Origin of the sequence: Pseudomonas sp. IC_126 (genome assembly GCF_004331835.1) — a bacterium.
Classification (GTDB): Bacteria; Pseudomonadota; Gammaproteobacteria; order Pseudomonadales; family Pseudomonadaceae; genus Stutzerimonas.
In genome coordinates, this window is record NZ_SJSS01000005.1 from 179,439 (window position 1) to 205,401 (window position 25,963).

A 25,963-nucleotide genomic window follows, 5' to 3' on the forward strand; every position below is an offset into this window, starting at 1 on the left:
TCTGGTTGGTGGTGTTGCCCGGTCCTCGCTGCGGTGGGCTGAAGCGGAACGCCGCCCGGCCCACCCTACAACTGGTTGGGCTTGGGGTAACCGGGTGGGGTTGCTGATTGAGGCCGGCGGGTGACTCGTCTTTTGGAAAAAGATGGATACGGCGCAATAGGTGTGGAAGCCCGCAGTTTGACCAACGTCGTTCACTTAGCCGTTCGCCCCGAGGTCGGGCCTCCCACGAAAGCTCAGTGCCCGACGTTGTTCGTAGGAGGCGCGCCCTCGCGGCGAATTCAGGCCGTAGGCCTGTCCAAACGCACCTGTTTCGAGTTTGCTCAATGGCTCAACCGAAGTTGATTGGCGGCAGGTCCTTCAGCTCCACTGTTTCTTCACGGCGCGGCGCGAGTACTTCCGCTTCGCCATCCACGACCTGCTCATCGTTCTGGTTGAACACGCGGGTGGCGATGCGCACGCGGTTCTTTGGCAGTTTCTCGAGAATTTCCAGGCGCACGGTCAGGGTGTCGCCGAGCTTGACCGGGCGGGTGAATTTCATCGTCTGGCCGAGATAGATGGTGCCCGGGCCGGGCAGGGTGCAGGCGACCGCTGCGCTGATCAGCGCGCCGCTGAACATACCGTGGGCGATGCGCTCCTTAAACGGCGTGCCGGCGGCGAATTCCGCGTCGAGGTGGACGGGGTTGCGGTCGCCCGACATGGCGGCGAAGAGCTGGATGTCGCGCTCTTCGACGGATTTCTCGAAGCTTGCGGTCTGGCCGACTTCCAGAGCGGAGTAGGGCGTGTTGCTGATGGTGGTCATTAAGTTTCCTCGGGCGCAGTCGGGGCTGGAGCCGTCCGACGATTGGGGAATGCGCCGCACCGTAAGCGCTGCGGCTGCGATGCGGCTGCATTCTAGTGAGATGTCTCAGTCTTGTCCCGGCAAGAGCAACGGCAAGAGTCACGGCATGACTCATGGGTTCCCGCGAGGCGCGGTACCTCTTCTTTCACTATTACGTATAGCTGACGTGTGCGCCTCGAAATCGTGGCTTGCCGTGACGAAAGATTCACAACAGTGATTTGCGCGACGCAACGCTGTTGCGCTGTGCGGTCGAACTGCTAACTTCGCCGCAGCCCACTCTCAGGTAACGAGGCCAATAACAATGCAACCTGATTTCTGGAATGACAAACGACCCGCGGGTGTACCCAATGACATGGATATGGGTGGGTTCCGCTCGGTGGTGGAGGTGTTCGAGCGCTCCTGCAAGACCCATGCGAACCGCCCCGCATTCAGCAATATGGGCGTCACGCTCACCTTCGCTGACCTCGATCGTTACTCGGCGGCCTTTGCGGGCTGGTTGCAGAATCATACGGTTCTGCAGCCAGGGGACCGCATCGCGGTGCAGATGCCCAACCTCCTGCAGTATCCGATCGCCGTTTTCGGTGCCCTGCGTGCCGGACTGATTGTGGTCAACACCAACCCGCTGTACACCGCCCGGGAGATGCGTCACCAGTTCCAGGATTCCGGCGCGCGGGCGCTGGTGTATCTCAATACCTTCGGCAAGCTGGTGCAGGAGGTGCTGCCTGATACCAGCATCGAGGTGCTTATCGAGGCGCGGATAGGCGACATGCTGCCCTCCTTCAAAGGCCTGCTGGTCAATGCCGCGGTCAAGCATGTGAAGAAGATGGTGCCGGTCTACAGCCTGCCTCAGGCTGTGTCGTTCAAGCATGTGCTGCGCGACGGTGCCCGCCACAGCCTGAAGCCGGTTCCGCTGACGCTCGATGACGTCGCGGTGCTGCAATACACCGGCGGTACCACTGGCGTCGCCAAGGGCGCGATGCTCACCCACGGCAATCTGGTCGCCAACATGCGTCAGGCACATGCCAACATGCAGCAGCTCGGCGCCGACGGCCACCCGATCATCAAGGAAGGGCAGGAAGTGATGATCGCGCCGCTGCCGCTGTACCACATCTATGCATTCACGGTGAATTGCATGTGCATGATGGTGACGGGCAACCACAACGTGCTGATCACCAATCCGCGCGACATCGACGGCTTCGTCAAGGAGCTGCAGAAGTGGCAGTTCACTGCCTTCCTCGGATTGAACACCTTGTTCGTCGCGCTCATGTCGCATCCGGAATTCAAGAAGATCGACTTTTCCTCGCTCAAAGGCACCAACTCCGGCGGTACCGCACTGGTATCTTCCGTGGCCGAGCGCTGGAAGAGCCTGACCGGCGTCACCGTGACCGAGGGCTACGGCCTGACCGAAACGTCGCCGGTGGTTTGCGCCAACCCCCACGGAGACAAATCGCGGCTGGGCACTGTCGGCCTGCCAGTACCGGGCACGGCGCTGAAGGTGATCGACGACGAGGGCATCGAGCTTGCGCTAGGTGAGCGTGGTGAGCTTTGCGTTAAGGGTCCGCAGGTGATGAAAGGCTATTGGCAACGAACGGAAGCTACCGCCGAAGTGCTCGACGACCAGGGCTGGCTGAAGACTGGCGACATCGCTGTGATCGACCCTGATGGTTTCGTGCGTATCGTCGATCGCAAGAAAGATCTGATCATCGTTTCCGGTTTCAACGTCTATCCGAACGAGATCGAAGACGTGGTCATGGCGCATCCGAAGGTGGCCGCCTGCGCCGCGATCGGCGTCGCCGACGAGAAGTCAGGGGAGGCGGTGAAGCTGTTCGTAGTGCGCAGCGATACCAGCCTGACGGTCGAAGAGCTGCAAGCCTACTGCCGGGAAAACTTCACCGGTTACAAGGTGCCCCGGCATCTGGTCTTCCGCGACGCGCTGCCGATGACGCCGGTTGGCAAGATCCTGCGCCGGGAGCTGCGCGAGCAAGCCTGAGGTAACGACTTGGTGCTACATAGTGAGTGACTGATCGTTCGTGATCAGTCACTTTGTGTCGTTTTAACCAGCTGTGGCCACTGTTCGGCCTGTGCCAAAGCTGCTAACCTCGGCCCGCTTTTTGACCGGAAAACCGGGTACAAAAATTAACAAAACACAACAAAACAGCTGCTATATGCAGTGAAGCTGTCGCTGAGGAGTGGGGTCATGACCGATAACTTCTGGAAGGATAAATATCCTGTCGGGGTCGAGAGCGAAATCAATCCCGATGAGTTCCAGAACATCCAGGCAGTGCTGAAACAGTCCTGTGAGCGTTTCGCTGACAAACCGGCCTTCAGCAATCTCGGCAAGACCCTGACCTACGGTGAGCTGTACGCCCTATCCGGCGAATTTGCCGCCTACCTTCAGCACAACACCGATCTGCAACCGGGCGACCGGATCGCGGTCCAGCTGCCCAACCTGCTGCAGTATCCCGTCGTGGTATTCGGCGCCATGCGCGCCGGGCTGATCGTGGTCAACACCAACCCGCTGTATACCGCGCGGGAAATGGAACATCAGTTCAATGACTCCGGCGCCAAAGCATTGGTCTGCCTGGCCAACATGGCTCATCTGGCCGAAGAAGTGCTGCCTAAGACCGGCATCAGACACGTCGTCGTCACCGAAGTCGGTGACATGCTGCCGACGGTCAAGCGCCTGCTGGTCAATGCCGTGATCAAACACGTGAAAAAGATGGTGCCCTCCTACAACCTGCCGAAGGCAGTCAAATTCAACGACGCCATGGCCCTCGGCCGTGCCAAGGCAGTTCGAGAGTTCAATCCTGCCGGTGACGACATTGCCGTGCTGCAGTACACCGGCGGTACCACCGGCGTTGCCAAGGGTGCGATGCTCACCCACCGCAACATTGTCGCCAACATGCTGCAGTGCCGCGGCTTGATGGGCACGGAGCTGGGGGTCGGCTGTGAAACCATGGTTGCGCCTCTGCCGCTGTATCACATCTACGCGTTCACCTTTCACTGCATGACGATGATGCTGATCGGCGCCCATAACGTGCTGATCACCAACCCGCGTGACCTGCCGGCATTCGTCAAGGATCTGGGCAAGTATCGTTTCAGCGGCTTCGTCGGGCTCAACACCCTGTTCGTCGCGCTGTGCAACAACGACGACTTCCGCAAGCTGGACTTCTCTTCGCTGAAGGCAACCTTCTCCGGCGGTATGGCGCTGCAACAGGCAGCCGCCGAGCGCTGGCAACAGGTAACTGGCTGCTCCATCTGTGAAGGCTTCGGCATGACCGAAACCAGCCCGGTGGTCTCGGTCAACCCGTTCGGCGGTATCCAGATTGGCACCATCGGTATCCCGATGCCTTCCACCCAGTGCAAGGTCATCGACGACGAAGGCAATGAACTGCCGATCGGCGCGACGGGCGAGCTGTGCGTGAAAGGGCCGCAGGTGATGAAGGGCTACTGGCAGCGCCAGGAAGCCACCGACGAAGTTCTCAGCGCCGATGGTTGGCTGAAGACTGGCGACATCGGCATCATTCAGGAAGACGGCTATCTGCGGATCGTCGATCGCAAGAAGGACATGATTCTCGTGTCTGGCTTCAACGTCTATCCCAACGAACTCGAAGACGTGCTCGCAACGCTGCCGGGCGTGATGCAGTGCGCTGCGATCGGGGTTCCGGACGACAAGTCTGGTGAGGCGATCAAGCTCTTCGTGGTGGTCAAACCGGGCGAGAGCCTGACCAAGGAGCAGGTCATGCAGCACATGCATGACAACGTCACTGGCTACAAGCGGCCCAAGGCCGTCGAGTTCCGCGACAGCCTGCCAACCACCAACGTCGGCAAGATTCTGCGTCGTGAATTGCGTGACGAGGAGTTGCGCAAGCTCGGCAAGAAGTAAAGTATTTCCGCCGGACATCAAGCCCCGCTTTGGCGGGGCTTTTCTTTATCCGCAACGCTCATCCGAACTCATCCGTTCCGAGCCGCCCAGGTTCGAGTTCAATCAACCCGACAAGCGGTGCTGCCGTCTGGCGCAAAGTTCGAACCGAGACGAGGTTGCCCCAGTCTAGGACGCTATGGCCGCGTCCCGCTTTCCGGTCGTTGGACCCCAACCTGCCTCGCTATGTAACGCTGAAGCTGCAAGATCGTTTTCTGTAGATCGATCGCGCGGGCGGCTTCGCCTTGCTATTCGCTGCACGCCGGGTTTCAACGTCGGTCGTGCCGTAAGGGGACGATGGCGCATGCCATTTCGCGGCCTGCCCATCAATCTCGTTGCAAGGATGAGTTACCCATGCAGAAAAAAAACAATGCACGTCGGGTAGTTGCTTCTCTCGCTCTAATCGCTTCCGCTTCAGCCCTGGCTGCGCCTTCCGCGGAAACGGCACATTTCGATGAGTTATGGTCACCCGGCAAGCCCGACTCCAGGGCGTGTCGGTCCCCTCTGCTGGTTGGCACGCCGCTGGGTCTGCCGCGCTGCATGCAGGCCAGCAACATCATGAAGCACCTGGAGAACCTGCAGGACATCGCCGCGCTGAATCAGGGCAACCGGGCCTCCGGTCAGCCCGGTTACCAGGCCTCGGTGGATTACGTGCGCACGCACCTCGAGCGCGCTGGTTATGAGGTCAGGGTGCAGAGCTTTCCGTTCCTCGCCTTCTACCCGGCAGGCCCCGGCTCGCTGAATGCCGTCACGCCGCAACCGGTGCAATACACCTGGGAAGAAGACTTTACCTACGCCGACCAGACCGATCCGGGCAACGTCACCGCGCCAGTGGTTGCGGTGGACCTGTCGCTCGGCGCCGGCAATACCTCGACCAGCGGCTGCGAGGCGGCGGATTTCGCTGGCTTCCCGGCTGGCGCCATCGCATTGATGCAGCGTGGCACTTGCCCGTTCGGCGACAAGGCGACCAACGCTGCGGCTGCGGGCGCGTCCGGCGCGATCATCTTCAACCAGGGCGATACCGAGGATCGCAAGGGGCTGATGGCTGCCACGCTCGGTGAGGACTATCAAGGCGGTATCCCGGTCCTGTTTTCGACCTACGACCTCGGTGTCGCCTGGGCGGGTACCGAAGGCCTGCAGATGAGCATGAACGTCGACGTGGTGCGTGAGCAGACCGAGACCTACAACGTGCTGGCCGAAACCCGCCGGGGCAACCGTAACAACGTCATCGTGGTCGGCGCGCATCTGGACTCCGTATTCGAAGGGGCCGGCGTCAACGATAACGGTTCGGGCAGTGCCGCCTTGCTGGAAATGGCGGTATTGATGGGCAAGGCGCATCCGTTAAACAAGGTGCGCTTCGCCTGGTGGGGCGCGGAAGAGTCGGGGCTGGTCGGTTCGACCTATTACGTCAATCAGCTGCCGGACGAGGAGAAACAGCGGATCAAGGCGTACCTGAACGTGGACATGATCGGCTCGCCGAACTACGCCAACTTCATCTACGACGGTGACGGCTCGGACTTCGGCCTGCAGGGTCCGCCCGGCTCGGCGGCGATCGAGCGTCTGTTCCGCTCCTACTTCCAGCTGCGCAACGAGCCGTCCGAAGGCACCGAAATCGACTTCCGTTCCGACTATGCGCAGTTCTTCGACGACGGCATCGCCTTTGGTGGCCTGTTCACCGGCGCCGAAGACATCAAGAGCCAGGAGCAGGCGCAGCGTTACGGCGGTACAGCGGGGCAGTCGTTCGATCCGTGCTACCACACCGAGTGCGACAACCTCGGCAATATCTCCACCGAGGCGCTGGAGCTGCACGGCGATGCGCTGGCCTTCGCCACCAGCTGGCTGTCGCTGTCGACCAAGATGGTTGACGACGAGATTGCCGCGGCGGCCGAGCAGAGCATAGGCACCATGCGCATTCAGCAGGTTCAGGAAAAGTCTCGCTGGGGCCTCTGGATCAGGTAAGCGTGTAATCACCGCGCCGATTCGTCGGCGCGGTTCCACCCGTTCGGTCATCCGGCTCCCGATCCGCCTACGGCCAGCCGGCCAAATCTGCGACAATCGCCGTCCTCCCGAAATCGCTTACGGCTGTCCATGACCGACGCAACGCCCGCTTTCGACACTCTGCACCAGAACCTCGATCAGGCCTTCAGCGCCGACCGCCATCGCCTGCGCCGCCAGTTGCATGAGCTGAGAAAAAAGCCAGACGAGGGCAAGCTCGCGCAGTGGCTCGAACGCTTCCAGGCCTCGGCTGCCAAGGTCGAGGCGCGGCGGCAGAGCGTGCCGGCCATCCGTTACGACGATGCCCTGCCTATCGCCGCCAAGCGCGACGAGATCAAGGCCGCGCTGGAAAAGCATCAGGTGCTGGTGATCGCCGGCGAAACCGGTTCGGGCAAGACCACCCAGCTGCCGAAGATCTGCCTGGAAATCGGCCGTGGCGTGCACGGGCTGATCGGCCATACCCAGCCGCGGCGTCTGGCCGCGCGCAGCGTTGCCACGCGCGTGGCGGAGGAAATCGGTACGCCGCTAGGCGAGCTGGTCGGTTATCAGGTGCGCTTCGAGGACCAGAGTACCGACAGCACGCTGATCAAGCTGATGACCGACGGCATCCTGCTGGCTGAAACCCAGCACGACCGCTTTCTGGAAAAGTACGACACCATCATCGTCGATGAGGCCCATGAGCGGTCGCTGAACATCGACTTCCTGCTGGGCTTTCTCAAGATGCTGCTGCCGCGCCGGCCGGACCTGAAGGTCATCATCACCTCGGCGACTATCGACCTGGAGCGCTTCAGCAAGCACTTCAATGACGCGCCGATCATCGAGGTTTCAGGGCGTACCTATCCGGTAGAGACCTGGTATCACCCATTGGCAGCGGAGACCGACGAAGACGGCAACCGCGTCGAGGACGACCTGACCGTCGATCAGGGCATTCTCGCTGCGCTGGATGAAATCGAAGCCCATGAGAAAAGCATCGGCAAGCGCCCCGGCGACGTGCTGGTGTTCCTCCCCGGCGAGCGCGAGATTCGCGATGCCGCCGAGATGCTGCGCAAGGCCAACCTGCGCCTGACCGAAGTGCTGCCGCTGTATGCGCGGCTGACGCCTGCCGAGCAGCAAAAGATTTTCCGCCCGGCAGCGGGGCGCAAGATCGTGCTGTCCACCAACGTGGCGGAAACCTCGCTCACCGTACCGGGCATCCGCTACGTGATCGACTCCGGCACCGCGCGTATCAGCCGCTACAGTTACCGCGCCAAGGTCCAGCGCCTGCCCATCGAGGCGGTGTCCCAAGCCAGCGCCAACCAGCGCAAGGGCAGGTGCGGACGCGTCGAACCAGGCATCTGCATCCGCCTGTACAGCGAGGAAGATTTTCTTTCCCGCCCCGAATTCACCGATCCGGAAATCCTGCGTACCAACCTCGCCGCGGTCATTCTGCAGATGCTGCACCTGCGCCTGGGCGACATTCAGGACTTCCCCTTCATCGAGCCGCCGGACGGCAAGGCCATCAGCGACGGCTTCAACCTGTTGCAGGAACTCTCGGCGGTTAACCGTGAGAACCAGCTGACGCCGCTCGGTCGCCAGCTGGCGCGCCTGCCCATCGACCCGCGGCTGGGCCGCATGCTGCTGGAAGCCGCGCAGCAGGACAGCTTGGCCGAAGTGCTGATCGTCGCCAGTGCGCTTTCCGTGCAGGACGTGCGCGAGCGCCCGGCTGATCGCCAGCAGCAGGCCGATCAGGCGCACGCGCAGTGGAAGGACCCCGATTCGGATTTCGCCGCGCTGATCAACCTCTGGCGCGGCTTCGAAGAGAAACGTCAGGAACTGGGCTCCAACCCGCTGCGTACCTGGTGCCGGAAGAACTTCCTCAACTACCTGCGGCTGCGCGAGTGGCGTGATGCTCACCGCCAGCTCACCCTGATCGCCCGTGAGCTCAAGCTGGGCGCGAGCAAAGCCCCGGAAGCTGTTGTGCCTTCACTCGCCAAGGGCCGAAAAGCAGCCGAGCAGATCACGCCGACCACCGATACCAAGGTCAACGTGGTCCTCCGCCAGCAGGCCGAGGCTAGCGAAACCGCGCAGAAGGCCAAGGGCTACGCCGCGGTGCACAAGGCGATCCTATCCGGCCTGCTCAGCCAGATCGGCCACAAGACCGAGGAGGGCGATTTCCTTGGCGCGCGCCAGCGGCGCTTCTGGGTGCATCCATCCAGCGTGATTGGGCGCAAGAAGCCCAACTGGATCATGGCCGCCGAGCTGGTGGAAACCACCAAGCTGTTCGCCCGGATGGTGGCGAAGATCGAGCCCGAGTGGATCGAGCCGCTGGCCGGCCACCTGATCAAGAAGAACCACTTCGAGCCGCACTGGGAAAAGAAGCGTGGTCAGGTGGTGGCCTACGAGCAGATCACGCTCTACGGTCTGATCGTGGTGGGCAAGCGCCCGGTGCATTACGGTCCGGTCGATCCGCCCACGGCGCGCGAACTCTTCATCCGCGAGGCGCTGGTGCGCGGCGAGATCAACAGCCGATCCCGTGCGCTTTCTGCCAACCGCGAACTGCTGGAGCGCATGGACGAGCTGGAAGCCAAGGCCCGCCGGCGCGACATTCTTGCGGACGAGGAAACCCTGTTCGGCTACTACGATGCACGGCTGCCCGTCGACATCTACCAGACCGCCAGCTTCGAGAACTGGTACAAGCGCGAGAGCCAGAAGAACCCGCAATTGCTGGTCATGCGCGAGGAAGACGTGCTGGCTCGCGAGGCCCGCGAGGTCACCGCTGCGCAGTATCCCGATACCCTACGCATCGGCGAGCTGCAATTGCCGTTGGAGTACCACTTCGAGCCCAACCATCCGCGCGACGGCGTGACCCTGCGCGTGCCGGCGCCGCTGCTACCGCAACTGCGCCGTGAGCGGCTGGACTGGCTGGTGCCGGGGCTGATCGAGGCCAAGGCCGTGGCGCTGGTGCGCAACCTGCCCAAGGCGATACGCAAGAACTTCGTGCCGGTGCCGGATTTCGTCGGCGCGGCGCTGGCGAAGATCACCTTCGGCGAGGGTTCGCTACCCGAGGCGCTGGGCCGTGAACTGCTGCGCATGACCGGCGCCCGCGTGCCGGAAGAAGCCTGGCACGACGCGGCTACCGGGCTCGACAGCCATTTGAAGATGAACATCGAAGTGGTCGATGCCGGTGGCAAATTCCTCGGTGAAGGCCGCGACTTGGCCGAGCTTACCGCGCGATTCAGTGAGGCCAGCCAGGCCGCGCTGGCGCCGCCCCAGCAGAAGGCCGAGCAGAAGCCGGTCGAGGCCAAGGGCTTTGCTCAGGTGGCGGAGAAGACCCAGGCGAAGATGGCCGGGTTGTCCATGACCGTCTACCCGGCGCTGGTGGAGGAGCGTGGCGTGGTCAAAGAGGGGCGCTTCCCGACCCAGGCCGAGGCCGACTATCAGCACCGCCGCGCCCTGCAGCGCCTGCTGCTGCAGCAATTGGCCGAGCCGGCGAAATATCTGCGCAACAAGCTGCCGGGGCTGACCGAGCTGGGCCTGCTCTATCGCGACATGGGCAAGGTCGATGCGCTGGTTGAGGACATCCTGCTGGCGAGCCTGGACAGCTGCGTCCTCGACGGCGAAGCCCAGCTACCGCGCGAAGGCGCCGCCCTGGCCGCGCTGGCCGAGAAAAAACGTGGCGAATGGACCGGCCACGCCGAGCGCCTGGCGCGCTTGGTGCTGGATATCCTCAAGCTCTGGCACGGCCTGCAGAAGCGCTTCAAGGGCAAGATCGACCTGGCCCAGGCCGTGGCGCTCAACGATATCAAGGCGCAACTCACTAGCCTCGTTTATGCAGGCTTCGTCCGCGAAACGCCCGCCGAATGGCTGAAGGAATACCCGAGATATCTGAAGGCCATCGAGCAGCGTTTCGAGAAGATCGGCGCGCAGCTGCAGCGTGATCGCGTCTGGTCTGGCGAACTTGCAGGGTACTGGGAGCAGTACCAGGCGCGGCTGAAGAAGCACCAGCAGGAAGGCAAGCGCGACCCGGAGCTGAGCCAGTACCGCTGGATGCTGGAGGAATACCGCGTATCGCTCTGGGCGCAGCAGCTCGGGACGAAGATGCCGGCTTCGGACAAGCGGCTGAGCAAACAGTGGAGCCAGGTCGAGCCGTAAGCCAACGCCGCTTCCGGCGCGGTCCCAACGTAGGGTGCGCTCTGCGCACCGCATGCAAGAGGCCTGGCGGTGCGCAGAGCGAACCCTGCGCGAAGCCAGCCGGCCTCAGTGGAGCGGCTGCTCCCTGGCTGTTTCTCGTTTCGTCGCGACCCGCACAGCTTCGGCTCGTGGCGGAGCTCAATAAACCTATGGCTGCGGCGCCGATACTTCGAGATTTGAGACGTTTATGCAAAACCGGAACAGTCTGCCGGGCGTGGCCAGCTCGGTTGGGGCGTCGGTGCTCTTCGCCACGCTGTACTACTACACCTCGCTGCTTGAACCGCTGGATGGCCAGCAAATATACGGCTGGCGCATCCTGCTTACCGCGCCCTGCCTGGCGGTACTGCTGATCGGCTTCGGGCGCTGGGGCGAGGTTCGCCAGATCCTTGCGCGCCTGTCGGCAGAACCGCGGTTGTGGCTCGCGCTGCCGCTGTCTTCGGCGCTGGTTGGGTTACAGCTCTGGCTGTTCATGTGGGCGCCCATCAACGGCCACGGGCTGGACGTCTCCCTGGGCTATTTCCTGCTGCCGCTGACTCTCGTGCTGACCGGCCGGCTGGTGTTCGGTGAGGCGATCAGTCGCCTGCAGCGCCTGGCCTGCATACTGGCGGCCGTTGGCGTTGGTAACGAACTGCTGCTTGCCTCGTCGCTGTCCTGGCCGGTGCTGGCGGTCGCGCTCGGCTATCCCTGCTACTTCATCCTGCGTCGCCGGATCGGCACTGCCAACCTCGGCGGCCTGTGGCTCGATCTGGTCATCAGCCTGCCGGTCGCCGCTACCTTCGCCTTGGGCGATAGCGCCACCCTGCAACAGGTCATCGCAAGTCGACGGCTGCAACTGCTGATCTTCGGATTGGGCGCGCTCAGCGCCCTGGCACTGGCCCTGATGATCATCGCCACCCGCCTCAACCTCGCCCTGTTCGGCCTGCTCAGCTACGTCGAGCCGGTGCTGCTGGTTGTCGTGGCGCTACTGCTTGGCGAAAGCATCGCACCGGACCAATGGCTGACCTATGGCGCGATCTGGGCGGCAATTGCGGTGCTGGTGGTGGAGGGAGTGAGGGCGTTGAGGAGGGGGAGGGGTTAGCTGTTTAGGTGGGGCAGATTCGACCGAGCGGCCGGTCGCGATAGGCAAAATCGGCCAAACGCTGCTACTCGCTCTCAGGTATCAATCCACGACGAACAACTTGGCGCCGGTAGCGGTTGAAGACCGGTGAGCCTCCGCGTTGTCGGCCACTTGGTAGCTCATGCCGGCGCTCAAAGTGAATGTACGGCCATCATCGAGTTCGGTCTCCAGTTGACCTTCCAGACATAGCAGAATGTGTCCCTTCCGGCACCAATGATCGGCAACGTATCCAGGGGAGTAGTGAACCATTCGAACTCTCGTATTACCGAATTGGCAGGTACGCCAGAGCGCCGTGCCGGTCTCACCCGGATGCGCAATGGGTTCTATTTTCGACCAGTCGGTAGTGCCAAATAGGATGTCAGTGAGTTCCATGGTTGCCTTGCCAAAAGGGTAAAGTTCGAATCCTACCGATACGCCACCAAGCCAAATAGATACAGATCGGCCTTGTTTCTCCAATACACCCACGTGCAGCCCACGGGCGCCTCATGACTACTCGAAAGAGGTCTAATCAAGCGGTTCGGAGCAAGTCGGGGCTCCGTACATTGTCGGCGTCCGTCCAGGCGACCCTGACCGCCTGCTATCGGCCAGGAGCGGACGCTCACGAAGCCGACTCACCACGATTGGCAATCCATGCCAGTGCCGCGACCCAAACCACGGATACGGTGTAATTGAGCCGCTGATACAAACCAAATCCATGTCCATCGTCGAATGCTTTGGCCATCATGCCGACAGTCACGACAGCAAAGATCACGCAGAGTATCGAGAACCATCCGAACGCTGGCGATGACAACAGCCTCTTGCTAAGAGCCCCCCAAAGCGCGGTCGCCAGCGTCAGCGAGAGGAACATGACTAGTCCTGCCAGGTTATGAACCTGCTGAGACGGCGAGGGCTGTGCAGGTGCGCATCCTGGATCGCATGAGAACACCCCAGTAGCAAAGCTTGCCAGACCGTGGATCAGTATCAGCGCTGCGCTGAGCTGGGCTAGACGCGATGTCGCGAACCTCCGAGCAACACCCAGAGCAAAAAGCACGAAGAGCACGCCTAGGGGGAAGTTGTTCACCCAGGCGGAGAATGGGTGGGTGGGGGCTCCTACTGCCCCTAACTGGCTCATCGCCTGGTCGATATGGCTGTAGCCCGGATAGCTCAGCGACGTTAGCGCCACGCCCGCAAAGAGCCAGAGGGGAATTAATAGCCCCAGGCACAGTAAAGTTCGGTCAAAGGTACTCACGGTGCGGCCTTCCCTTGTCATGGCAACTACCAACTCCATCTCGTAAAGTGCCTGCATGCTAGGGATCACTGATGCTTTCGAGTTAACGATTTTTTTGCAAGGCAGCTTGCGCATGCGTCATCCTGTCGCCCCTTCAAACCACGGATGGATCCATGAGCAGACGTCTGCCAAGCACCTCGATGATGCTTGCCCTGGAAGCAGCCGCGCGCCATCAGAGCTTTGCCAAAGCGGCACAGGAGCTCTCGCTCAGCGAAGGTGCTGTCAGCCGGCAAATATCTAAACTGGAAGAATTTCTCGGGACGCGGCTGTTCAACCGTATCGGCAATCGCGTCGAGTTGTCAGTTGCTGGTGACAACTATGCTTCGCACATTCGTGCGGCACTGGCCGATATCGAACGGCACACCCGCCAGCTCGTTGCGGACGCTAGGGGCAGTACCTCGCTGGAAATTGGCGTCATTCCCACATTCGCCAGTCGTTGGTTGATACCCAGGCTGGCTCGATTCCAGGCGCGCTACCCCGATATAAAAGTGAATCTCCACGAACGCACACAGCCCTTTTCCCTTGAGCAAAGTGGCTTGCACGCTGCGATCAACTACGACCATCCCGTCTGGCAGACAATGCGAGTACAGCCGCTCTTTGTAGAACCGATGGTTGCCGTCTGTCACCCTCGCCTTGCAAGCGTAATACCCGAAAGCATGCCGCTACTTCACAAGCTCGCGAGCCCCTATAGTTGGGCTCGTTATGCAACGCTTGCTGAATTGCCACTGGATTCCAACTCGACAGGCCCCACCTATGATCGCTATGCGCTGCTGATCGAAGCGGCGAAAGCCGGCATAGGAATGGCGCTCGTGCCTAACTGCTACGTTGAGGAGGAGCTGCTTGGAGGCCGGCTTGTAGCTCCTTGGCCGGCATTCGAAGAACTCTGCGAACGCTACGTCCTGGTAACTCGCCCGAGTACGCATGCCGCTTCTGCACTGACGAATTTCAAACGTTGGCTTATGGAAGAGTCTGCTTCCGGCTAGGCCATAACTGGAATCATCCCTGAGCTTTAGCCAGCAACTCCGTCCGGTTTCGGCCAAAAAGCTGCCGTCGAAAAAGGCTGCTACACATCACGTTCAGGAACGTAGGACTGGCAGTTGCTCTACGGTAAAAACCGGGAACTGGGGCCAATGTGCCGACTCTCAATTATTTATTCGCTCAAAGGAGCATGATTTATGTCGGTATCAAGCGAAAGCCGAACCGTCATCCGAGCAACCGCCCTCACGGCGCGCGATGCGGCGCATCGTATGGTCTTAATGCTTTGCGTCACTGCGATGGTGCTGTTTACAACGCAGGCCTTCGCTCACCACGGTTGGGCCTGGGCGGAAGAAGAGCAGTCGGAGTTGAAGGGCACGATTACCGAGATTTCGATGGCGCCACCTCATCCGGCCTTGCGCGTAGAGGCTCAAGACGGCCGTTTATGGCAAGTCGATCTGGGGAATCCGAACCAGACGCAACGTTCCGGTTTCACCGACGATACCGCCAAGGTAGGAGATGAAATCACCGTACTCGGCAACCGCACCAAAGAGCCGAACGAAGCGCATATGAAAGCCGTGCGCATTACGGTCGGCGGCAAGCAATACGATATGTATCCGGAACGCATCAAGGAATGACGACACGGCGATGATGGGCTTTCTGCAATCAGTTGCCGGCTGGCCCGGTGCCGTCTTCCTGCAGGAATACTGGATCGCCTATCTGGTCGTCAATGCAACTCACATCCTTGGGATAGGGCTACTCCTAGGCGCGATCCTGCCGCTCGATTTGCTCCTTTTGCGTTCAATGCACGGACGGGATCTGCCGGTCCTTGGCCCCTTTCTAGTACGCGCAGCGGCAACGGGCACCGCACTTGCGGTGATAACGGGGCTTTGGTTGTTCTCAGTGAGGCCAGCGGAGTACGCAGAGAACCCAGCCTTTCTCTGCAAGGCCGCGCTGCTAGTGCTGGCGATCTGCAACATTGCACTCCAGCATCGCAGCGAACACTTTGATGCCGCACTGTGCGGCGGCCAGCCAACTGTCCGAGTTCGCGCCCTGGCCGCCGCATCCGCCATTCTTTGGCTTTCGATCCTCATAGCTGGCCGCTGGATCGGCTTTGTCTGAGACGAGGATATCGCGGGCAGTTAGCGGCGTCACCAATTAGCGACTCTGCCAGCGCTATCAATATTCCAGCAGAAGGTTTTTCATCTGCCGTCCGTATGGGCCCGCTCGAGAGCAGCAGTTCGCTCGCTGCCACGCGGCTTATATCTGTCTGCAAAATCTATGCGGTTAACAACACAGTGCATCGATATGTGAATTGGCCCGTTTGACGGCTTCGTCGAACTGATCGCCGCCGATAGCTGTGTATTCCAGGCTGACCGTCGTCACGTCGTGGATGCCCAGCATGCCCAATACTGCGGTTAGGTAGGGCTCTTGGAAGTTCATGTGTGCGTATGCTTCGCCTTCCTCATAACCATGGCCGCCCCTCACAAGCAGCAGGTAGGCTTTCTTGTCGTGTAGCAAGCCGGCATAAGGGCTGTTGGGGGTGCCAGGTACCAGGCGGGTCGTGATTCCCATGCGGATAATCTGGTCGATGTAGGCTTTCAGCGTACTGGGCACCGACAGGTTGTGCATTGGGCAGCCGATCACAAGCTGGGTGGCTTGCTTCAGCTCGCTCACCAGCTCGTCGCTGAGCGCTAAGGCGTCTTTCTGTTGACGGTTTCGAGCCTCGGGCGGGGTGAAGGCGGCCTGAACCCAGCGCTCATCGACGTGTGGAATCGGCTGGTTGCCTAGCTCCCGGTAGACGATCTCGCCGCTCGGGTACCGAAGGCGCCAGAGATGCACGAAGCGTTCAGTCACTTGCCGACTGTACGACGCGCTGCACTGCGGACTGGTGTTGATGACGAGCAATTGCTCCATGAACGACTCCTTGGTATTTCGATAGTCAGAATTACCGTTGCACCAGTTCGAGCAGCGAGCCCGGTCCGAGGATCTGGGGCAGCAGCCGTGGTTCGGGTTCACCCGCTCCGTACCACAGGTACAAAGGAACACCTGAGCGGCCGTGGCGTTCGAGGAATGCGGTGATGACAGGATCGCCATTGGTCCAGTCGCCCCGCATCACTACAACCCCGGCCGCGGCGAAAGCCTGTGCGGTCGCGTCACGGTTGATGGCGACTTGCTCGTTCACCTTGCAGATGATGCACCAGTCGGCGGTGAAATAGAGAAACACCGGCACCTTGTCAGCGCGTAATTGGGCTAGCTGCTGCTCGTTGAATACGCGTCGCTGCACGTCCGACGCCGGCGCGGTTTGCCCTGATACTTGGCCCCAGCCCAGGCCGAGCGCCAGAATCAATGCCAGAGAGGCGGGTAACCAGGCGTTGCGTTTAAGTTTCTGCTGCCGCAGACCGGTCAGCCAGAGCCCGAGTGCAAGCAGCATGGCGCAGCCCAGGGATGAGACCAGCGCATTGGCCGGGACCTGATGGCTGAGTACCCACAGGAGGGCGAGCGCGGTGAGGAACATCGGCACCGCGAGGAGGCGGCGAAGGGTTGCCATCCAGGGACCAGGTCTGGGCAGGCGCCGCTGCAGCGCGGGGATGAATCCAATCAATAGAAAAGGCAAGGCGATGCCTAGGCCAAGCCCGGCGAATACCAGCAAGGCTGCGGCTGTCGGTAATACCAACGCCGCGCCCAGGGCCGCTGCCATGAAAGGCCCGGAGCAAGGCGTGGCGATAAAGGCGGCGAGCGCGCCAGTCCAGAACGCGCCAGCCGCGCCACTTCTGCTGGTTAGTTTGGTGCCGGCATCGATTGATGCCAGCTCGAACAACCCGGCCAAATTGAAAGCGATGGCCGTGGTGAGCAACATCAGGGTCAGAATCACTCCGGCGTTCTGCAACTGGAAGGCCCAGCCAACTTGGGCGCCACCGGCACGCAGAACGAGCAGAAGAATTCCCATCAAGACGCAAACCAGCACCACACCACTGGTGTAGGCCACTGCGTCGCGACGAGCTATAGCGGGGCTGGTGCCAGAGCGCGCCAGGCTCATGGCTTTGAGGCTCAGGATAGGAAAGACGCACGGCATTAGATTCAGCAATAGCCCACCGGCAATCGCTCCGGCCAGCGCAATCAGGGTGATGCTCAAGCTGCTTTCGGAAGTGCTGGCGGGCGCGCTCGCCGAGCCGCCGCGTCTCGCGTCTATATCCAAGCCAAGGTTATCGCTCAGTTTCAGCGTGGCCAGGAAAGCATCGGATATTTCATCTCTTATGCGCGTTTCAATAAACAAATCATCGCCGCGTCGCTCGAAGTGTTGAGGGGCGGCGTCGTCGATCGCCCCCTTGGTTGCGGAAAACAGATGGGGGTTTTGGATCGGTACGCTGGCCGGGAGGGGCACGCGCAGGCGTAGGAGATCGCCCTCTACGTCAAAACTGGCCTGCGCGGCCAGCGGCCTGGGCAGCGCCTGACGCCAGTTGGCGAAGCGGGCTGCAACGTCCGGCGACTGGTGACCATCGCCTACGTGCAATGTCGTTTCCAATGATGCGCGCTCAGGGACGCAGGCGTCATACCGACAGGCCAGATATTGCATATCCACACGGATCGGCAATGCGGTCCCGCCTGGCAAGTCGCCGTCGAGGGTCAGCTCTACAAGCAGTGCGTAGGGGTGCTCGTAGACATGGTTCATCAAACCTTCAATCAGCAGCGTCCGCGGCAACGGATAGGCTGGGTCGCTCACCATTACACCGTCCGGTAGGTGCCAGGTGAACGTGGCCGGGAGGCCAACATCGCCTGGTTGCTTCCAGTAGCCGTGCCACTCGCCCTGAGGCTCCATGAGGATCGCCAATGCCGTGGTCGATCCAGATGACGGCGCTTCGGTTGCAGCGAACAGCGATGACGCGATCAATACATCATCAGGACCGGGCATCTTTGCTGCCAAGCCGGGCAGATTGATAACGCACAGGCAAAAGCAGAGCAGGAGCCTTTTTAGCGATAGCAGTGGCATGCGGTTCCTGATGAACGTATCGAGTGGATAAAAGGGAGGTGGCGTCATGGCGCCTCCTCCCGTAACCGCAGGGCGAAACGGATCAATGCAGCGCCTTGACTGCCTCTACGAGATTGCTGTCCTGCGGTTTGAGGATATTGGCGACACGACCATGCGCGTCTAGAAGGACCACTGTCGGAATGTCCCGAATGGCGAAGGCGCGAAAGAGTTCGTTCTGCTCGTCGAGCGCTAGCGGCAGGGTGGTAGGCGTGGTGTTTTTGTAATCTTGCAAGTCGCTGGCCGAGACCCAAAGCCCTGAAGAAACACCCAGCCACTCCATGTCGCCCTGGCCCATCAGGCTGTCCACATCCTTGCGTACCCGTAGGCAAGCCTGGGACGTCTCGGGCCGGCTTTCCTCGAGATAGGACTCGCACCAAGGGGCGAAGAACACCAGTGCGCGCGGCTTGTCGTCCTTGCCCAGCTTCACTGGATTGCCCTCTAGAGTTTCGATGTTCAGGCCGGTCACGGTGTCGCCCACGGCAAACTGCGGTGTCTCGGGCGTTGCATTGCTCTCCGAGCGGCTGGCGGAGGTCGTTTGTTCTAATACGGCACTTTCCAGCGCGGCATGCAAAGCCTGGTCATCAAGGTGACCGATATGGGATATCCGGCCATCTCGGCCAATCACAACATGCTGGGGCGTCACCCGTAGGTTGAGGTCCGCCGCCAGGCTGCCGTCATCGATCACGACCGGCATGGTCAGCTGGTGCTCCTTGCGGTATGCGCGGATCGAGACAATGTCGTCACTGAAGCCCGTGTTTACCGCGATGATCTGCACCTTGTCGCCCATCGTCTGTTGCAACTGCTCGAAGCCGGGCATCTGCTGGCGGCAGGGCACGCACCATGTGGCCCAGAATTTTAGATAAACCGGCTTTTCCCCGTACAGCTCAGCTAGGTCAATCTTTGTTCCATCGATGGTGTCGAGCACGGCAACCGGCCCAGGCTGTCCGATCAGCGAAGCGCCGGCGGTGCGTGCCCGCCGCTCACCCTCATCGTCCAGACTGCCGTCGGCGTGAGCCAAGTGGAGCGCGCTACCGAGCAGGAGCAGGGCCGCGAACTGCTTGATGAATGAGAGGAGAGACGGTGATTGCAAGGGGAGCTCCTTGACCATGATGGGCTTGAGGTTCTAGCGCTTCATCATATTGGTTAAAGGTCCAATAAAAAGGCCCATGAATAGCAAATCTGACTGTACCATCGGTGCGCCTGAGGTTGATGTCGTCTCCTTCGTCAACACAAGCGAGTGAGTGAGGGCTGCATGGAAGATTTGCGCATTGAACTCAACCGGAAAGCAGGGCGTTCTCTGGTTGAGCAAATCGTTGGAGCCATCGGCAGATCGATCCGCGAGGGGCATCTATATGCGGGTGCTCGCTTGCCGTCCTGGCGAGACCTCAGCGTTCAGCTTGGCGTTGCTCGTGGCACCGTTCGGGCGGCTTATGAGCGACTGATCGACGAACAGCTGATCGTTTCCCGCGGCGCTGCGGGTACCTTTGTCGCGCAACCGTTGCCTGCGGTCCGACCGACTGAAGCCAGCAGTCTGCGCTCGCCATTGCCGGACTTCTACCAACATCCATTCAGCAATTCGCCCATGGTCTTTCAGGTCGGCATTCCCGCGCAGGACGTTTTTCCCTACAAGATGTGGTCACGCATTGCCGCGGGCGCGGCCCGCCAAGCCGCAATGGCACCGGTCAGCTACCCGGACCCTCGCGGAGAGCCCGGTTTGCGAACCGAAATTGCCGCCTATCTTGCAGTGGCGCGAGGCATCATCTGTGCGCCAGAGCAGGTCGTTATCACCTCGGGCTACTCCGGTGGCCTTGGGCTGATCCTGCATGCGCTCGGTTTGCGAGGGCAAACGGCGTGGATGGAAGATCCCGGCTATCCAATGACGCGAACGGCGCTTTCCATGGCGGGCATCGAATCAATACCGGTCAGTGTTGATGCACATGGGTTGGACGTCGAAGAAGGTATCCGGCGTGCGCCGAATGCGGCCCTGACGGTCGTCACCGCAGGGCAGCAGGCTCCTCTGGGAATGACGTTGTCACTGCCACGGCGTCTTCGCCTATTGGAATGGGCGGATAAGAACGGTAGCTGGATCATAGAAGATGACTACCTGAGCGAACTTCAACTTGTCGGTCGGGCGGCCCCAGCGCTTGCCTCGCAGGATCGTTCAGGCCGGGTCATTCACATCGGCACTTTCAGCAAGACCATCAACCCTGGCCTGCGTCTGGGTTTCGTTGTGGCGCCAACATCCTTGGCAAACCGGGTCGCAGATACAGCGGCTGCGCTGGCACCCGCTGCGTCGATCACCAGCCAATGGGCGCTCGCAGAGTTCATGCGCAAGGGTCATTACTTGCGCCATCTGCGCAGAATGAAGCGCACCTATACCGCCCGGTTGGCTGCTCTCCAGCGTGCCTTGAGCATTCCAGCCACGGCCGAGGCGATGGCGGGGTTAGCTTTGCTGGTGCACTTGCCTCAAGGTGCGGACGACGTTGCTATCAGCCAGCAGGCACTGGCAGTCGGGCTTGCGCCCTTACCGTTATCTATCTGGTATGCCGACGCCGCACAGGCCCGAAGCGGCTTGCTGCTGGGCGTCACCAACGTTCCAGACGAAGGCATCGAGGATTGCTGCAGCCGCCTGGTTCGGTTCACTGAAGCGCTTATATAGAAACGGGGGGGGAACCATACCGTTGAAGGGTGCTCGGCCTGTGCGAGGCGGTTCCAATGACTGGCCGTGCTGGCTCATCGACAGCGAGGGGAAACGGAATGACCAGTGTGTCGGGCGGCATCTGGAGTGCCGAGCTGGGTATGTACACTCAACTTGTTTGACGTTGTTCAATACAGACGCGCAAAAGAGGCAGCTCCTGGCCGAATAGCCCGTCATGCGGTGATGCGCCCGGAACAGCAGTTGGTGGGCTCCCGGTCGGTGTTCTAGGCGTCGCACTACAGCCCAGCACTGCAGCACATCAGTCTCGGACGACTGACCCTTCGCCCACCGGAACCCACTGCGCCACTTGGCGTCCATGAAACATGGACAGACTCGACGAAACCACTTATCCCGAAGCCCCCTGGCATCTGACCGGTACCGCCTGCGTGTCGGCCTGGCGGGTGCCGGCGCGGGAACTACCGCCCGCGCCGAGGGGGTTGGCTTATGCCGCCTTGGGTGACAACGCCCTGGTGCTGACCATCTGGGCGGCTTATCTGCCGGGCGGCACGTTGGCCTACAACGAGCTGGCGGTGGCTGCAGTGGTGCGGGGGCACGGCATGCTGGCGCCTGCCGGTACAGTGACGCATATCTGGGTCGATGAGGAGCGCTCGGTTGCTGGCGGCCACGAGCTGTGGTCGATCCCCAAGCAAATGGGCGATTTCGTCATCGAGCCGGGTACCGGTGAGCGTGGCTTCGCTGGGCAGTTGAGCGTCGACGATCAGGCGGTGGCCTCGGTGCGCTTCGCGCCGAACATGAGCTTGCCAGGGCAGCCGAGCGCCAGTGGTTTCGTGATTCAGCAGAACGATTGCGGGCTGTTGCGTACCCGCTGTCGTGGCCGGGGACGGATAGTCACCGGGCGCGCCGAGTGGAATTTTTCCGCAACCGGCCCGCTGGCCTTTCTGCAGGGCCGCGCGCCGTTTTTCAGCCTGTATCTGCGCGATCTGCAGGCCTCGTTCGGCATCTGAACGATCAGAAATCTTCTCCGGCTTCGCCTGTTCTCAACCAGCGACCAAGGCCGCTCGGCTTGGGCGGCGGTAACGCGAGTGACCGACCTAGGCCGCGCTCGGCAAGTACTGCTTCAGCCGCCAGTGCGCCAGCTCGGGTGGCGCTCTCCATACAATACGGCAAGCCCGTATCGACCCAATCACCTGCAAGCCACAAACCCGGCTCCACCGCCGTGCTCGGCCTTGCCGTTTCGGTGCCGGGGAAGGCAGCCGGAATCGCCATGGGAATGCGGTGTACCGAGGCCGACAGCAGCGCCGCGCGTTGCGCCTCGGGCGCGAACTCGGCGATCTCGCGTCGCGTAGCCTCGATGATCGCCGCGTCGGACAGGTGCTCTACCCGCTGACTCCAGATGATATTGCTGGCGATCAGCGCGCCGCCGCGGGTCGCCGGGCGGATATTGGTCAGGTTGTAGAAATCGGTGTTGAAGCCCTCCGGGTTCCACGGCCGGGCCCAGAAGCGCGAGGCGGTGATCGGCCGGTCGAACCAGAGGTAGCAACTGATATAGGGGCTCGGCTGGAAGCGGCGCGCGGTCTGCGTCAGCGCATGAGTTTCGGGCAGCAGCGGGGCGATGGCGGTCGGTTGCACGGCTAGCACCACTGCCGGTGCCTCGATCGCCGCGCCGTTGCTCAAGTGCACGCCGGTGACTCGACCTTGCTCGCGCAAAAATCCATCCACCCCGCAGCCGAGCTGCACCTCGCCGCCATGGCGACGAATGAATTCGATCGCCGGCCAGGCATAGAGGTCGCTTAGCCCGACCTTGGGCATGCCGAAGGCGATGTCTTTGTGGCCGAGCGCCTGGGCAAGGAGGCGCATCAGCGATGCCGCCGAGCAGCGTTCCACCGGGACTGCGAGGACGGCGATGGCCGCCGAGGCCCAAAACCAGTCGATGAAGAAGTCGCTGACGCCGCACCGTTCCAGGTGCTCACGCCCGCTGCGATCGTCCAGTTGCATCAGTTCCGGCCCGCTGCTGCGCTGGGTGCGCCAGGCCAGTCGTGTGTTGCTCAGCAGATGACGCAAGGGCACGCTTGGCAAAATGCGCGGTAGGTTGCGGATGTAGTGCAGCGGTGCCGGCAGTCCGCCGACCTTGAAGTGCATCGAGCGGCCGCGATCGAACACGGTCAGCAGCTCTTCGGTCTGCCACAGTACTTGATCCGCCGTGCCCAGCCGCTGGAGCAGGGTGCGCATGTTGGCGTATTTGTTGAGCAGGATATGCGGGCCGATATCGACGCTGTCGCCCATTACCGGATCGGCCCAGCTCCGAGCCCGCCCGCCGGGCACGTCGGACGCCTCCAGGACGCTTACCTTCAGGCCTGCGTCGGACAGCCAGACCGCCGCGGACAACCCGGCGATACCGGCGCCGATGATGACGACGTCGGGCTTCATCCGGCGGTTGCGCCGCAGCGGGAGGGTTGACGGGGCATCGGCGGCGCTCCTCGGAGTCGGGTCTGTTTGTGACCCCCCGCGCCGTGGAAGATGCCGAAGCGGAAGCGCTTTCGACGCTCGACGGAACCAGCTGAGCCGTCTTTCGACGGCTCGCGGACCGGTTGGCTCAGAGCGTCCAGTTCACGCTGAACATCAGGTTGCGTGGTTCGCCGTAGACGACGCTGGCGTTGTTGGTGATGCTCGAGTAGTAGGTCTTGTCGAACAGGTTGTTGAGGTTCAGGCGCGTATCGATGTGCTCGTTGACGCGATAACCCAGCATCAGGTTGACCAGGGTGTAGGCGTCCTGATCGATGCGATAGCTCGAAGCCTCGCTGTAGGTACTGTTCTGGCTGTTCAGGCTGCCGCCGATGCGCCATTTTTCGAGCGTGCCCGGCAGGTGGTAGACGGTGGAGGCTTTGAACAGGTGGCGCGGCTGTTTCGGATCGAAGAACTCGCCTTCGTTGGTCGGGTCGGCGTCCTTGCGGTACTTGGCTTCGACGTAGGTGTAACCGACGCTCGCTTGCCAGCGCTCAGTGAGCGAGCCGGCGAGTTCCAGGTCGATGCCCTTGCTTTCCACTTCTCCGGCAGCCTCGTAGCAGCTGACGGCCGGAAAGCTGGGGCACGTGCTGGCCTGGTCATCGAGGAGCCTGGCGCGATTTTCCTGCAGGATGCGGAAGACCGCCGCCGAGGCGTTGAGCCTGCCGTCGAAGTACTCGCCCTTGAGGCCGATCTCGTAGTTGATGCCGGTCATGGGTTCGATGATGCTGCCGCTGACGTCGCGGCTGTCTTGCGGCTTGAAGATGTCGGTGTAGCTGGCGTAGATGGAGTACGTCTCGTTGAGGTCGTAGACGATGCCGGCGTAGCGTGTGACGTTGCGTGTGACTGTGTAGCTGCCGGTGTCGGTGCCGTCATCGTAGTCGTACCAGTCCAGGCGCCCACCGAGGATGACTGTCAGCGGGTCGGTGATGCTAAGGCGGGTGGCGCTGTACAGGCCTTTCTGCTGCGCCTCGAACTTCAGGTTCCAGAGGTCCATGTCGTAACTCGGCTTGGGAACCGCGCCGCTGTCCCAGTTGCCGGGGTCGATGTCCGTGCCCGTATCGCCCCAGCCGCCGTGGCCGTCGAAGATTTCGGTTCGGGTGCTGGCACCCACCACTAATTCGTGGCGCCGGCCGAACAGCGTGAACGGGCCCGAAAGGTTGCCGTCGTAGCTGTCGTAGTCGTTGACATAGGTATAGGCGCCCGTGCCCTGGTTGAGCTCGTCGGCGTTGTACCAGAAGTATGAGCCGAGCATGTTGATGCGGCCCCACATCTTGTTGCCGGCCAGGCGCAGCTTCCAGTCGTTGTCGAAGCGGTGCTCGAGCTCGGCGAACAGATGCCGGGTATTGGTATCCCAATAGGCCCAGTCATTGCCCAGGTAGGTCGAGCGGGAAAGGTGTAGGTCGCTGCCATCCGGTGCGGTCGGCAGGCCGCCCCAGTCCGAGTCCTTGTTGTCGTTCTGGTACGACGCGCCAAGCGTGAACAGCGTTCTGTCGGTAATGTCCGCTTCGACGATGCCGTAGGCGAAGGCATGTTCGCTGCCGCCGTAATCGATATAGGTGCCGTTGTCTTCGTACGCCGTGACGAAGCGTCCGCGCAGGGTGCCGGTCTCGTTGAGCGCATTGGACGCGTCCACTTCGGTGCGGTAGCGATCCCAGCTGCCAGCGCTGGCGCCGATGCTCACGTAGGGATCGGAGGTTGGGCGCTTTCGGATCATGTTGATGGCCGCCGCCGGGTTGCCGGCACCCTGCATCAGCCCGGTAGCCCCGCGAACCACTTCAATGTGGTCGAACATGGCGCTGTCTGGGGCGGTGATGACGTCCTGCGAGAATCGCGACAGGCTCATCGGTAACCCGTCGTACATGATGTTGTCGACCTGAAAGCCGCGCGCGTGATAACGCTGACGCTCCGGACCGGACTGCTGGATGGTCAGCCCGGGCGTGCTCAGCACCACGTCATGCAGGTTGCTCAGCCCCTGGTCTTCGATCTGCTGACGAGTGATCACACTGACCGATTGCGGTGTCTCCCGCAGCGACATGGGCAGCTTCGTCGAGGAATTCACCACGCCGGTGGTGTAGGAGCCGGTGCCCTCGGTGGTGCCATCGACCGGCGCGCGTTCGGCGACGATATTCATCTGCCCGAGATTCAATTCGTCCTCTTCACTGGCGGCGCTGGATACCGTTGCGGTGCCGTCTCGTAGCTCGGCCTCGTATCCCGTCCCCGCCAGCAAACGCCGCAGTGCTTCGGCTGGCTCCAGCGCGCCTTGAACGGCTGAAGAGGTTCGACCCGCGAGCGCGTCGGCACCGAACACCACCTGCACGCCGCTCTGGGCCTGGAATTGCTGCAGGGCATCGGTAAGCGGCTGTGCCGGCACGTCCAGCTCGATGGGAGCCGCATATGCCCCAGCACAGGCACCAAGCCATGCTGAAAGCGTCAGGGATTGGATAAGTCTAGGTTTCACCGTGGTCTGTCCTTGGCATGCGTGAGT

Annotated in this window: 18 protein-coding genes; 10 read left to right on the plus strand and 8 right to left on the minus strand. The window is 61.6% G+C overall.

The genetic code is table 11. The features are described from left to right. Nucleotides 1–328 precede the first annotated feature (328 nt). Complete coding sequence (locus E0D86_RS16400) at nucleotides 329–799, minus strand: MaoC family dehydratase (RefSeq protein ID WP_131651114.1); 471 nt, start codon at nucleotides 797–799, stop codon at nucleotides 329–331. A gap of 340 nt (nucleotides 800–1,139) precedes the next feature. On the opposite strand from E0D86_RS16400, the gene fadD2 reads away from it, so the two are divergent. The 5 genes from fadD2 (at nucleotide 1,140) to rarD (ending at nucleotide 12,003) form a co-directional block, all read left to right on the plus strand. Next, nucleotides 1,140–2,828 (plus strand): long-chain-fatty-acid--CoA ligase FadD2, encoded by a 1,689-nt coding sequence (fadD2, locus tag E0D86_RS16405; protein WP_131651115.1) that lies wholly within the window; start codon nucleotides 1,140–1,142, stop codon nucleotides 2,826–2,828. A gap of 207 nt (nucleotides 2,829–3,035) precedes the next feature. Next, complete coding sequence (fadD1, locus tag E0D86_RS16410; protein ID WP_131651116.1) at nucleotides 3,036–4,724, plus strand: long-chain-fatty-acid--CoA ligase FadD1; 1,689 nt, start codon at nucleotides 3,036–3,038, stop codon at nucleotides 4,722–4,724. A gap of 390 nt (nucleotides 4,725–5,114) precedes the next feature. Then, nucleotides 5,115–6,719 carry a M28 family metallopeptidase gene (locus tag E0D86_RS16415; protein ID WP_131651117.1) on the plus strand — a complete coding sequence of 535 codons (1,605 nt, stop codon included), beginning with the start codon at nucleotides 5,115–5,117 and terminating at the stop codon, nucleotides 6,717–6,719. 129 nt (nucleotides 6,720–6,848) lie between these two features. After that, entirely contained in the window at nucleotides 6,849–10,886 is a 4,038-nt protein-coding gene (gene hrpA, locus E0D86_RS16420; protein WP_131651118.1) for an ATP-dependent RNA helicase HrpA, read from the plus strand. Nucleotides 10,887–11,112: 226 nt separating this feature from the next. After that, nucleotides 11,113–12,003, plus strand: a complete 891-nt coding sequence (rarD, locus tag E0D86_RS16425; protein ID WP_131651119.1) for an EamA family transporter RarD — start codon at nucleotides 11,113–11,115, stop codon at nucleotides 12,001–12,003. Between the two features lie 81 nt (nucleotides 12,004–12,084). Here rarD and E0D86_RS16430 read toward each other — a convergent pair whose 3' ends face one another. Together E0D86_RS16430 and E0D86_RS16435 are read right to left on the minus strand one after the other, a co-directional pair. After that, a complete protein-coding gene (locus E0D86_RS16430) occupies nucleotides 12,085–12,414 on the minus strand; it encodes a DHCW motif cupin fold protein (protein ID WP_131651120.1) in 330 nt (109 codons plus the stop codon). Nucleotides 12,415–12,640: 226 nt separating this feature from the next. Further along, a complete protein-coding gene (locus E0D86_RS16435) occupies nucleotides 12,641–13,291 on the minus strand; it encodes a DUF998 domain-containing protein (protein WP_371924088.1) in 651 nt (216 codons plus the stop codon). Between the two features lie 131 nt (nucleotides 13,292–13,422). Here E0D86_RS16435 and E0D86_RS16440 point away from each other — a divergent pair, with 131 nt between their 5' ends. The 3 genes from E0D86_RS16440 (at nucleotide 13,423) to E0D86_RS16450 (ending at nucleotide 15,406) form a co-directional block, all read left to right on the plus strand. Continuing rightward, a complete protein-coding gene (locus E0D86_RS16440; RefSeq protein WP_131651121.1) occupies nucleotides 13,423–14,292 on the plus strand; it encodes a LysR substrate-binding domain-containing protein in 870 nt (289 codons plus the stop codon). A 192-nt stretch (nucleotides 14,293–14,484) separates the two neighbouring features. Then, nucleotides 14,485–14,922: a DUF6152 family protein gene (locus tag E0D86_RS16445; RefSeq protein WP_218568029.1), complete on the plus strand. Its 438-nt coding sequence runs from the start codon at nucleotides 14,485–14,487 to the stop codon at nucleotides 14,920–14,922. 10 nt (nucleotides 14,923–14,932) lie between these two features. After that, entirely contained in the window at nucleotides 14,933–15,406 is a 474-nt protein-coding gene (locus E0D86_RS16450; RefSeq protein WP_131651122.1) for a DUF2214 domain-containing protein, read from the plus strand. Nucleotides 15,407–15,571: 165 nt separating this feature from the next. On the opposite strand, the gene E0D86_RS16455 is transcribed toward E0D86_RS16450, so the two are convergent. The 3 genes from E0D86_RS16455 to E0D86_RS16465 all read right to left on the minus strand — a co-directional run bounded on the left by E0D86_RS16455 (nucleotide 15,572) and on the right by E0D86_RS16465 (nucleotide 19,404). Then, entirely contained in the window at nucleotides 15,572–16,201 is a 630-nt protein-coding gene (locus tag E0D86_RS16455) for an FMN-dependent NADH-azoreductase (RefSeq protein ID WP_131651123.1), read from the minus strand. A 31-nt stretch (nucleotides 16,202–16,232) separates the two neighbouring features. Continuing rightward, entirely contained in the window at nucleotides 16,233–18,197 is a 1,965-nt protein-coding gene (locus E0D86_RS16460) for a protein-disulfide reductase DsbD (RefSeq protein WP_218568030.1), read from the minus strand. Nucleotides 18,198–18,357: 160 nt separating this feature from the next. Continuing rightward, the gene (locus E0D86_RS16465) at nucleotides 18,358–19,404 is read right to left on the minus strand and encodes a TlpA disulfide reductase family protein (protein ID WP_256681249.1); all 1,047 of its coding nucleotides are present in this window, start codon (nucleotides 19,402–19,404) and stop codon (nucleotides 18,358–18,360) included. A 162-nt stretch (nucleotides 19,405–19,566) separates the two neighbouring features. Between E0D86_RS16465 and E0D86_RS16470 the strand changes: the two genes are divergently transcribed. Together E0D86_RS16470 and E0D86_RS16475 are read left to right on the plus strand one after the other, a co-directional pair. Continuing rightward, nucleotides 19,567–20,973 carry a PLP-dependent aminotransferase family protein gene (locus tag E0D86_RS16470; protein ID WP_131651125.1) on the plus strand — a complete coding sequence of 469 codons (1,407 nt, stop codon included), beginning with the start codon at nucleotides 19,567–19,569 and terminating at the stop codon, nucleotides 20,971–20,973. A gap of 362 nt (nucleotides 20,974–21,335) precedes the next feature. Next, a complete protein-coding gene (locus tag E0D86_RS16475) occupies nucleotides 21,336–21,977 on the plus strand; it encodes an acetoacetate decarboxylase family protein (protein WP_131651126.1) in 642 nt (213 codons plus the stop codon). Between the two features lie 4 nt (nucleotides 21,978–21,981). On the opposite strand, the gene E0D86_RS16480 is transcribed toward E0D86_RS16475, so the two are convergent. Then, the gene (locus E0D86_RS16480) at nucleotides 21,982–23,400 is read right to left on the minus strand and encodes an FAD-dependent oxidoreductase (RefSeq protein ID WP_131651127.1); all 1,419 of its coding nucleotides are present in this window, start codon (nucleotides 23,398–23,400) and stop codon (nucleotides 21,982–21,984) included. 166 nt (nucleotides 23,401–23,566) lie between these two features. Beyond that, a complete protein-coding gene (locus E0D86_RS16485; protein ID WP_256681250.1) occupies nucleotides 23,567–25,936 on the minus strand; it encodes a TonB-dependent siderophore receptor in 2,370 nt (789 codons plus the stop codon). Nucleotides 25,937–25,963 lie beyond the last annotated feature (27 nt).

Bases quoted from the DNA above. Each gene is read 5' to 3' on its own strand.
- E0D86_RS16460 (WP_218568030.1), bottom strand. From the start codon at position 18,197: ATGCCCGGTCCTGATGATGTATTGATCGCGTCATCGCTGTTCGCTGCA.
- E0D86_RS16475 (WP_131651126.1), top strand. From the start codon at position 21,336: ATGGACAGACTCGACGAAACCACTTATCCCGAAGCCCCCTGGCATCTG.
- E0D86_RS16435 (WP_371924088.1), bottom strand. From the start codon at position 13,291: ATGACAAGGGAAGGCCGCACCGTGAGTACCTTTGACCGAACTTTACTG.
- E0D86_RS16445 (WP_218568029.1), top strand. From the start codon at position 14,485: ATGTCGGTATCAAGCGAAAGCCGAACCGTCATCCGAGCAACCGCCCTC.
- E0D86_RS16455 (WP_131651123.1), bottom strand. From the start codon at position 16,201: ATGGAGCAATTGCTCGTCATCAACACCAGTCCGCAGTGCAGCGCGTCG.
- rarD (WP_131651119.1), top strand. From the start codon at position 11,113: ATGCAAAACCGGAACAGTCTGCCGGGCGTGGCCAGCTCGGTTGGGGCG.
- E0D86_RS16470 (WP_131651125.1), top strand. From the start codon at position 19,567: ATGGAAGATTTGCGCATTGAACTCAACCGGAAAGCAGGGCGTTCTCTG.
- fadD2 (WP_131651115.1), top strand. From the start codon at position 1,140: ATGCAACCTGATTTCTGGAATGACAAACGACCCGCGGGTGTACCCAAT.
- E0D86_RS16450 (WP_131651122.1), top strand. From the start codon at position 14,933: ATGATGGGCTTTCTGCAATCAGTTGCCGGCTGGCCCGGTGCCGTCTTC.
- E0D86_RS16440 (WP_131651121.1), top strand. From the start codon at position 13,423: ATGAGCAGACGTCTGCCAAGCACCTCGATGATGCTTGCCCTGGAAGCA.
- fadD1 (WP_131651116.1), top strand. From the start codon at position 3,036: ATGACCGATAACTTCTGGAAGGATAAATATCCTGTCGGGGTCGAGAGC.
- hrpA (WP_131651118.1), top strand. From the start codon at position 6,849: ATGACCGACGCAACGCCCGCTTTCGACACTCTGCACCAGAACCTCGAT.
- E0D86_RS16400 (WP_131651114.1), bottom strand. From the start codon at position 799: ATGACCACCATCAGCAACACGCCCTACTCCGCTCTGGAAGTCGGCCAG.
- E0D86_RS16415 (WP_131651117.1), top strand. From the start codon at position 5,115: ATGCAGAAAAAAAACAATGCACGTCGGGTAGTTGCTTCTCTCGCTCTA.
- E0D86_RS16480 (WP_131651127.1), bottom strand. From the start codon at position 23,400: ATGAAGCCCGACGTCGTCATCATCGGCGCCGGTATCGCCGGGTTGTCC.
- E0D86_RS16430 (WP_131651120.1), bottom strand. From the start codon at position 12,414: ATGGAACTCACTGACATCCTATTTGGCACTACCGACTGGTCGAAAATA.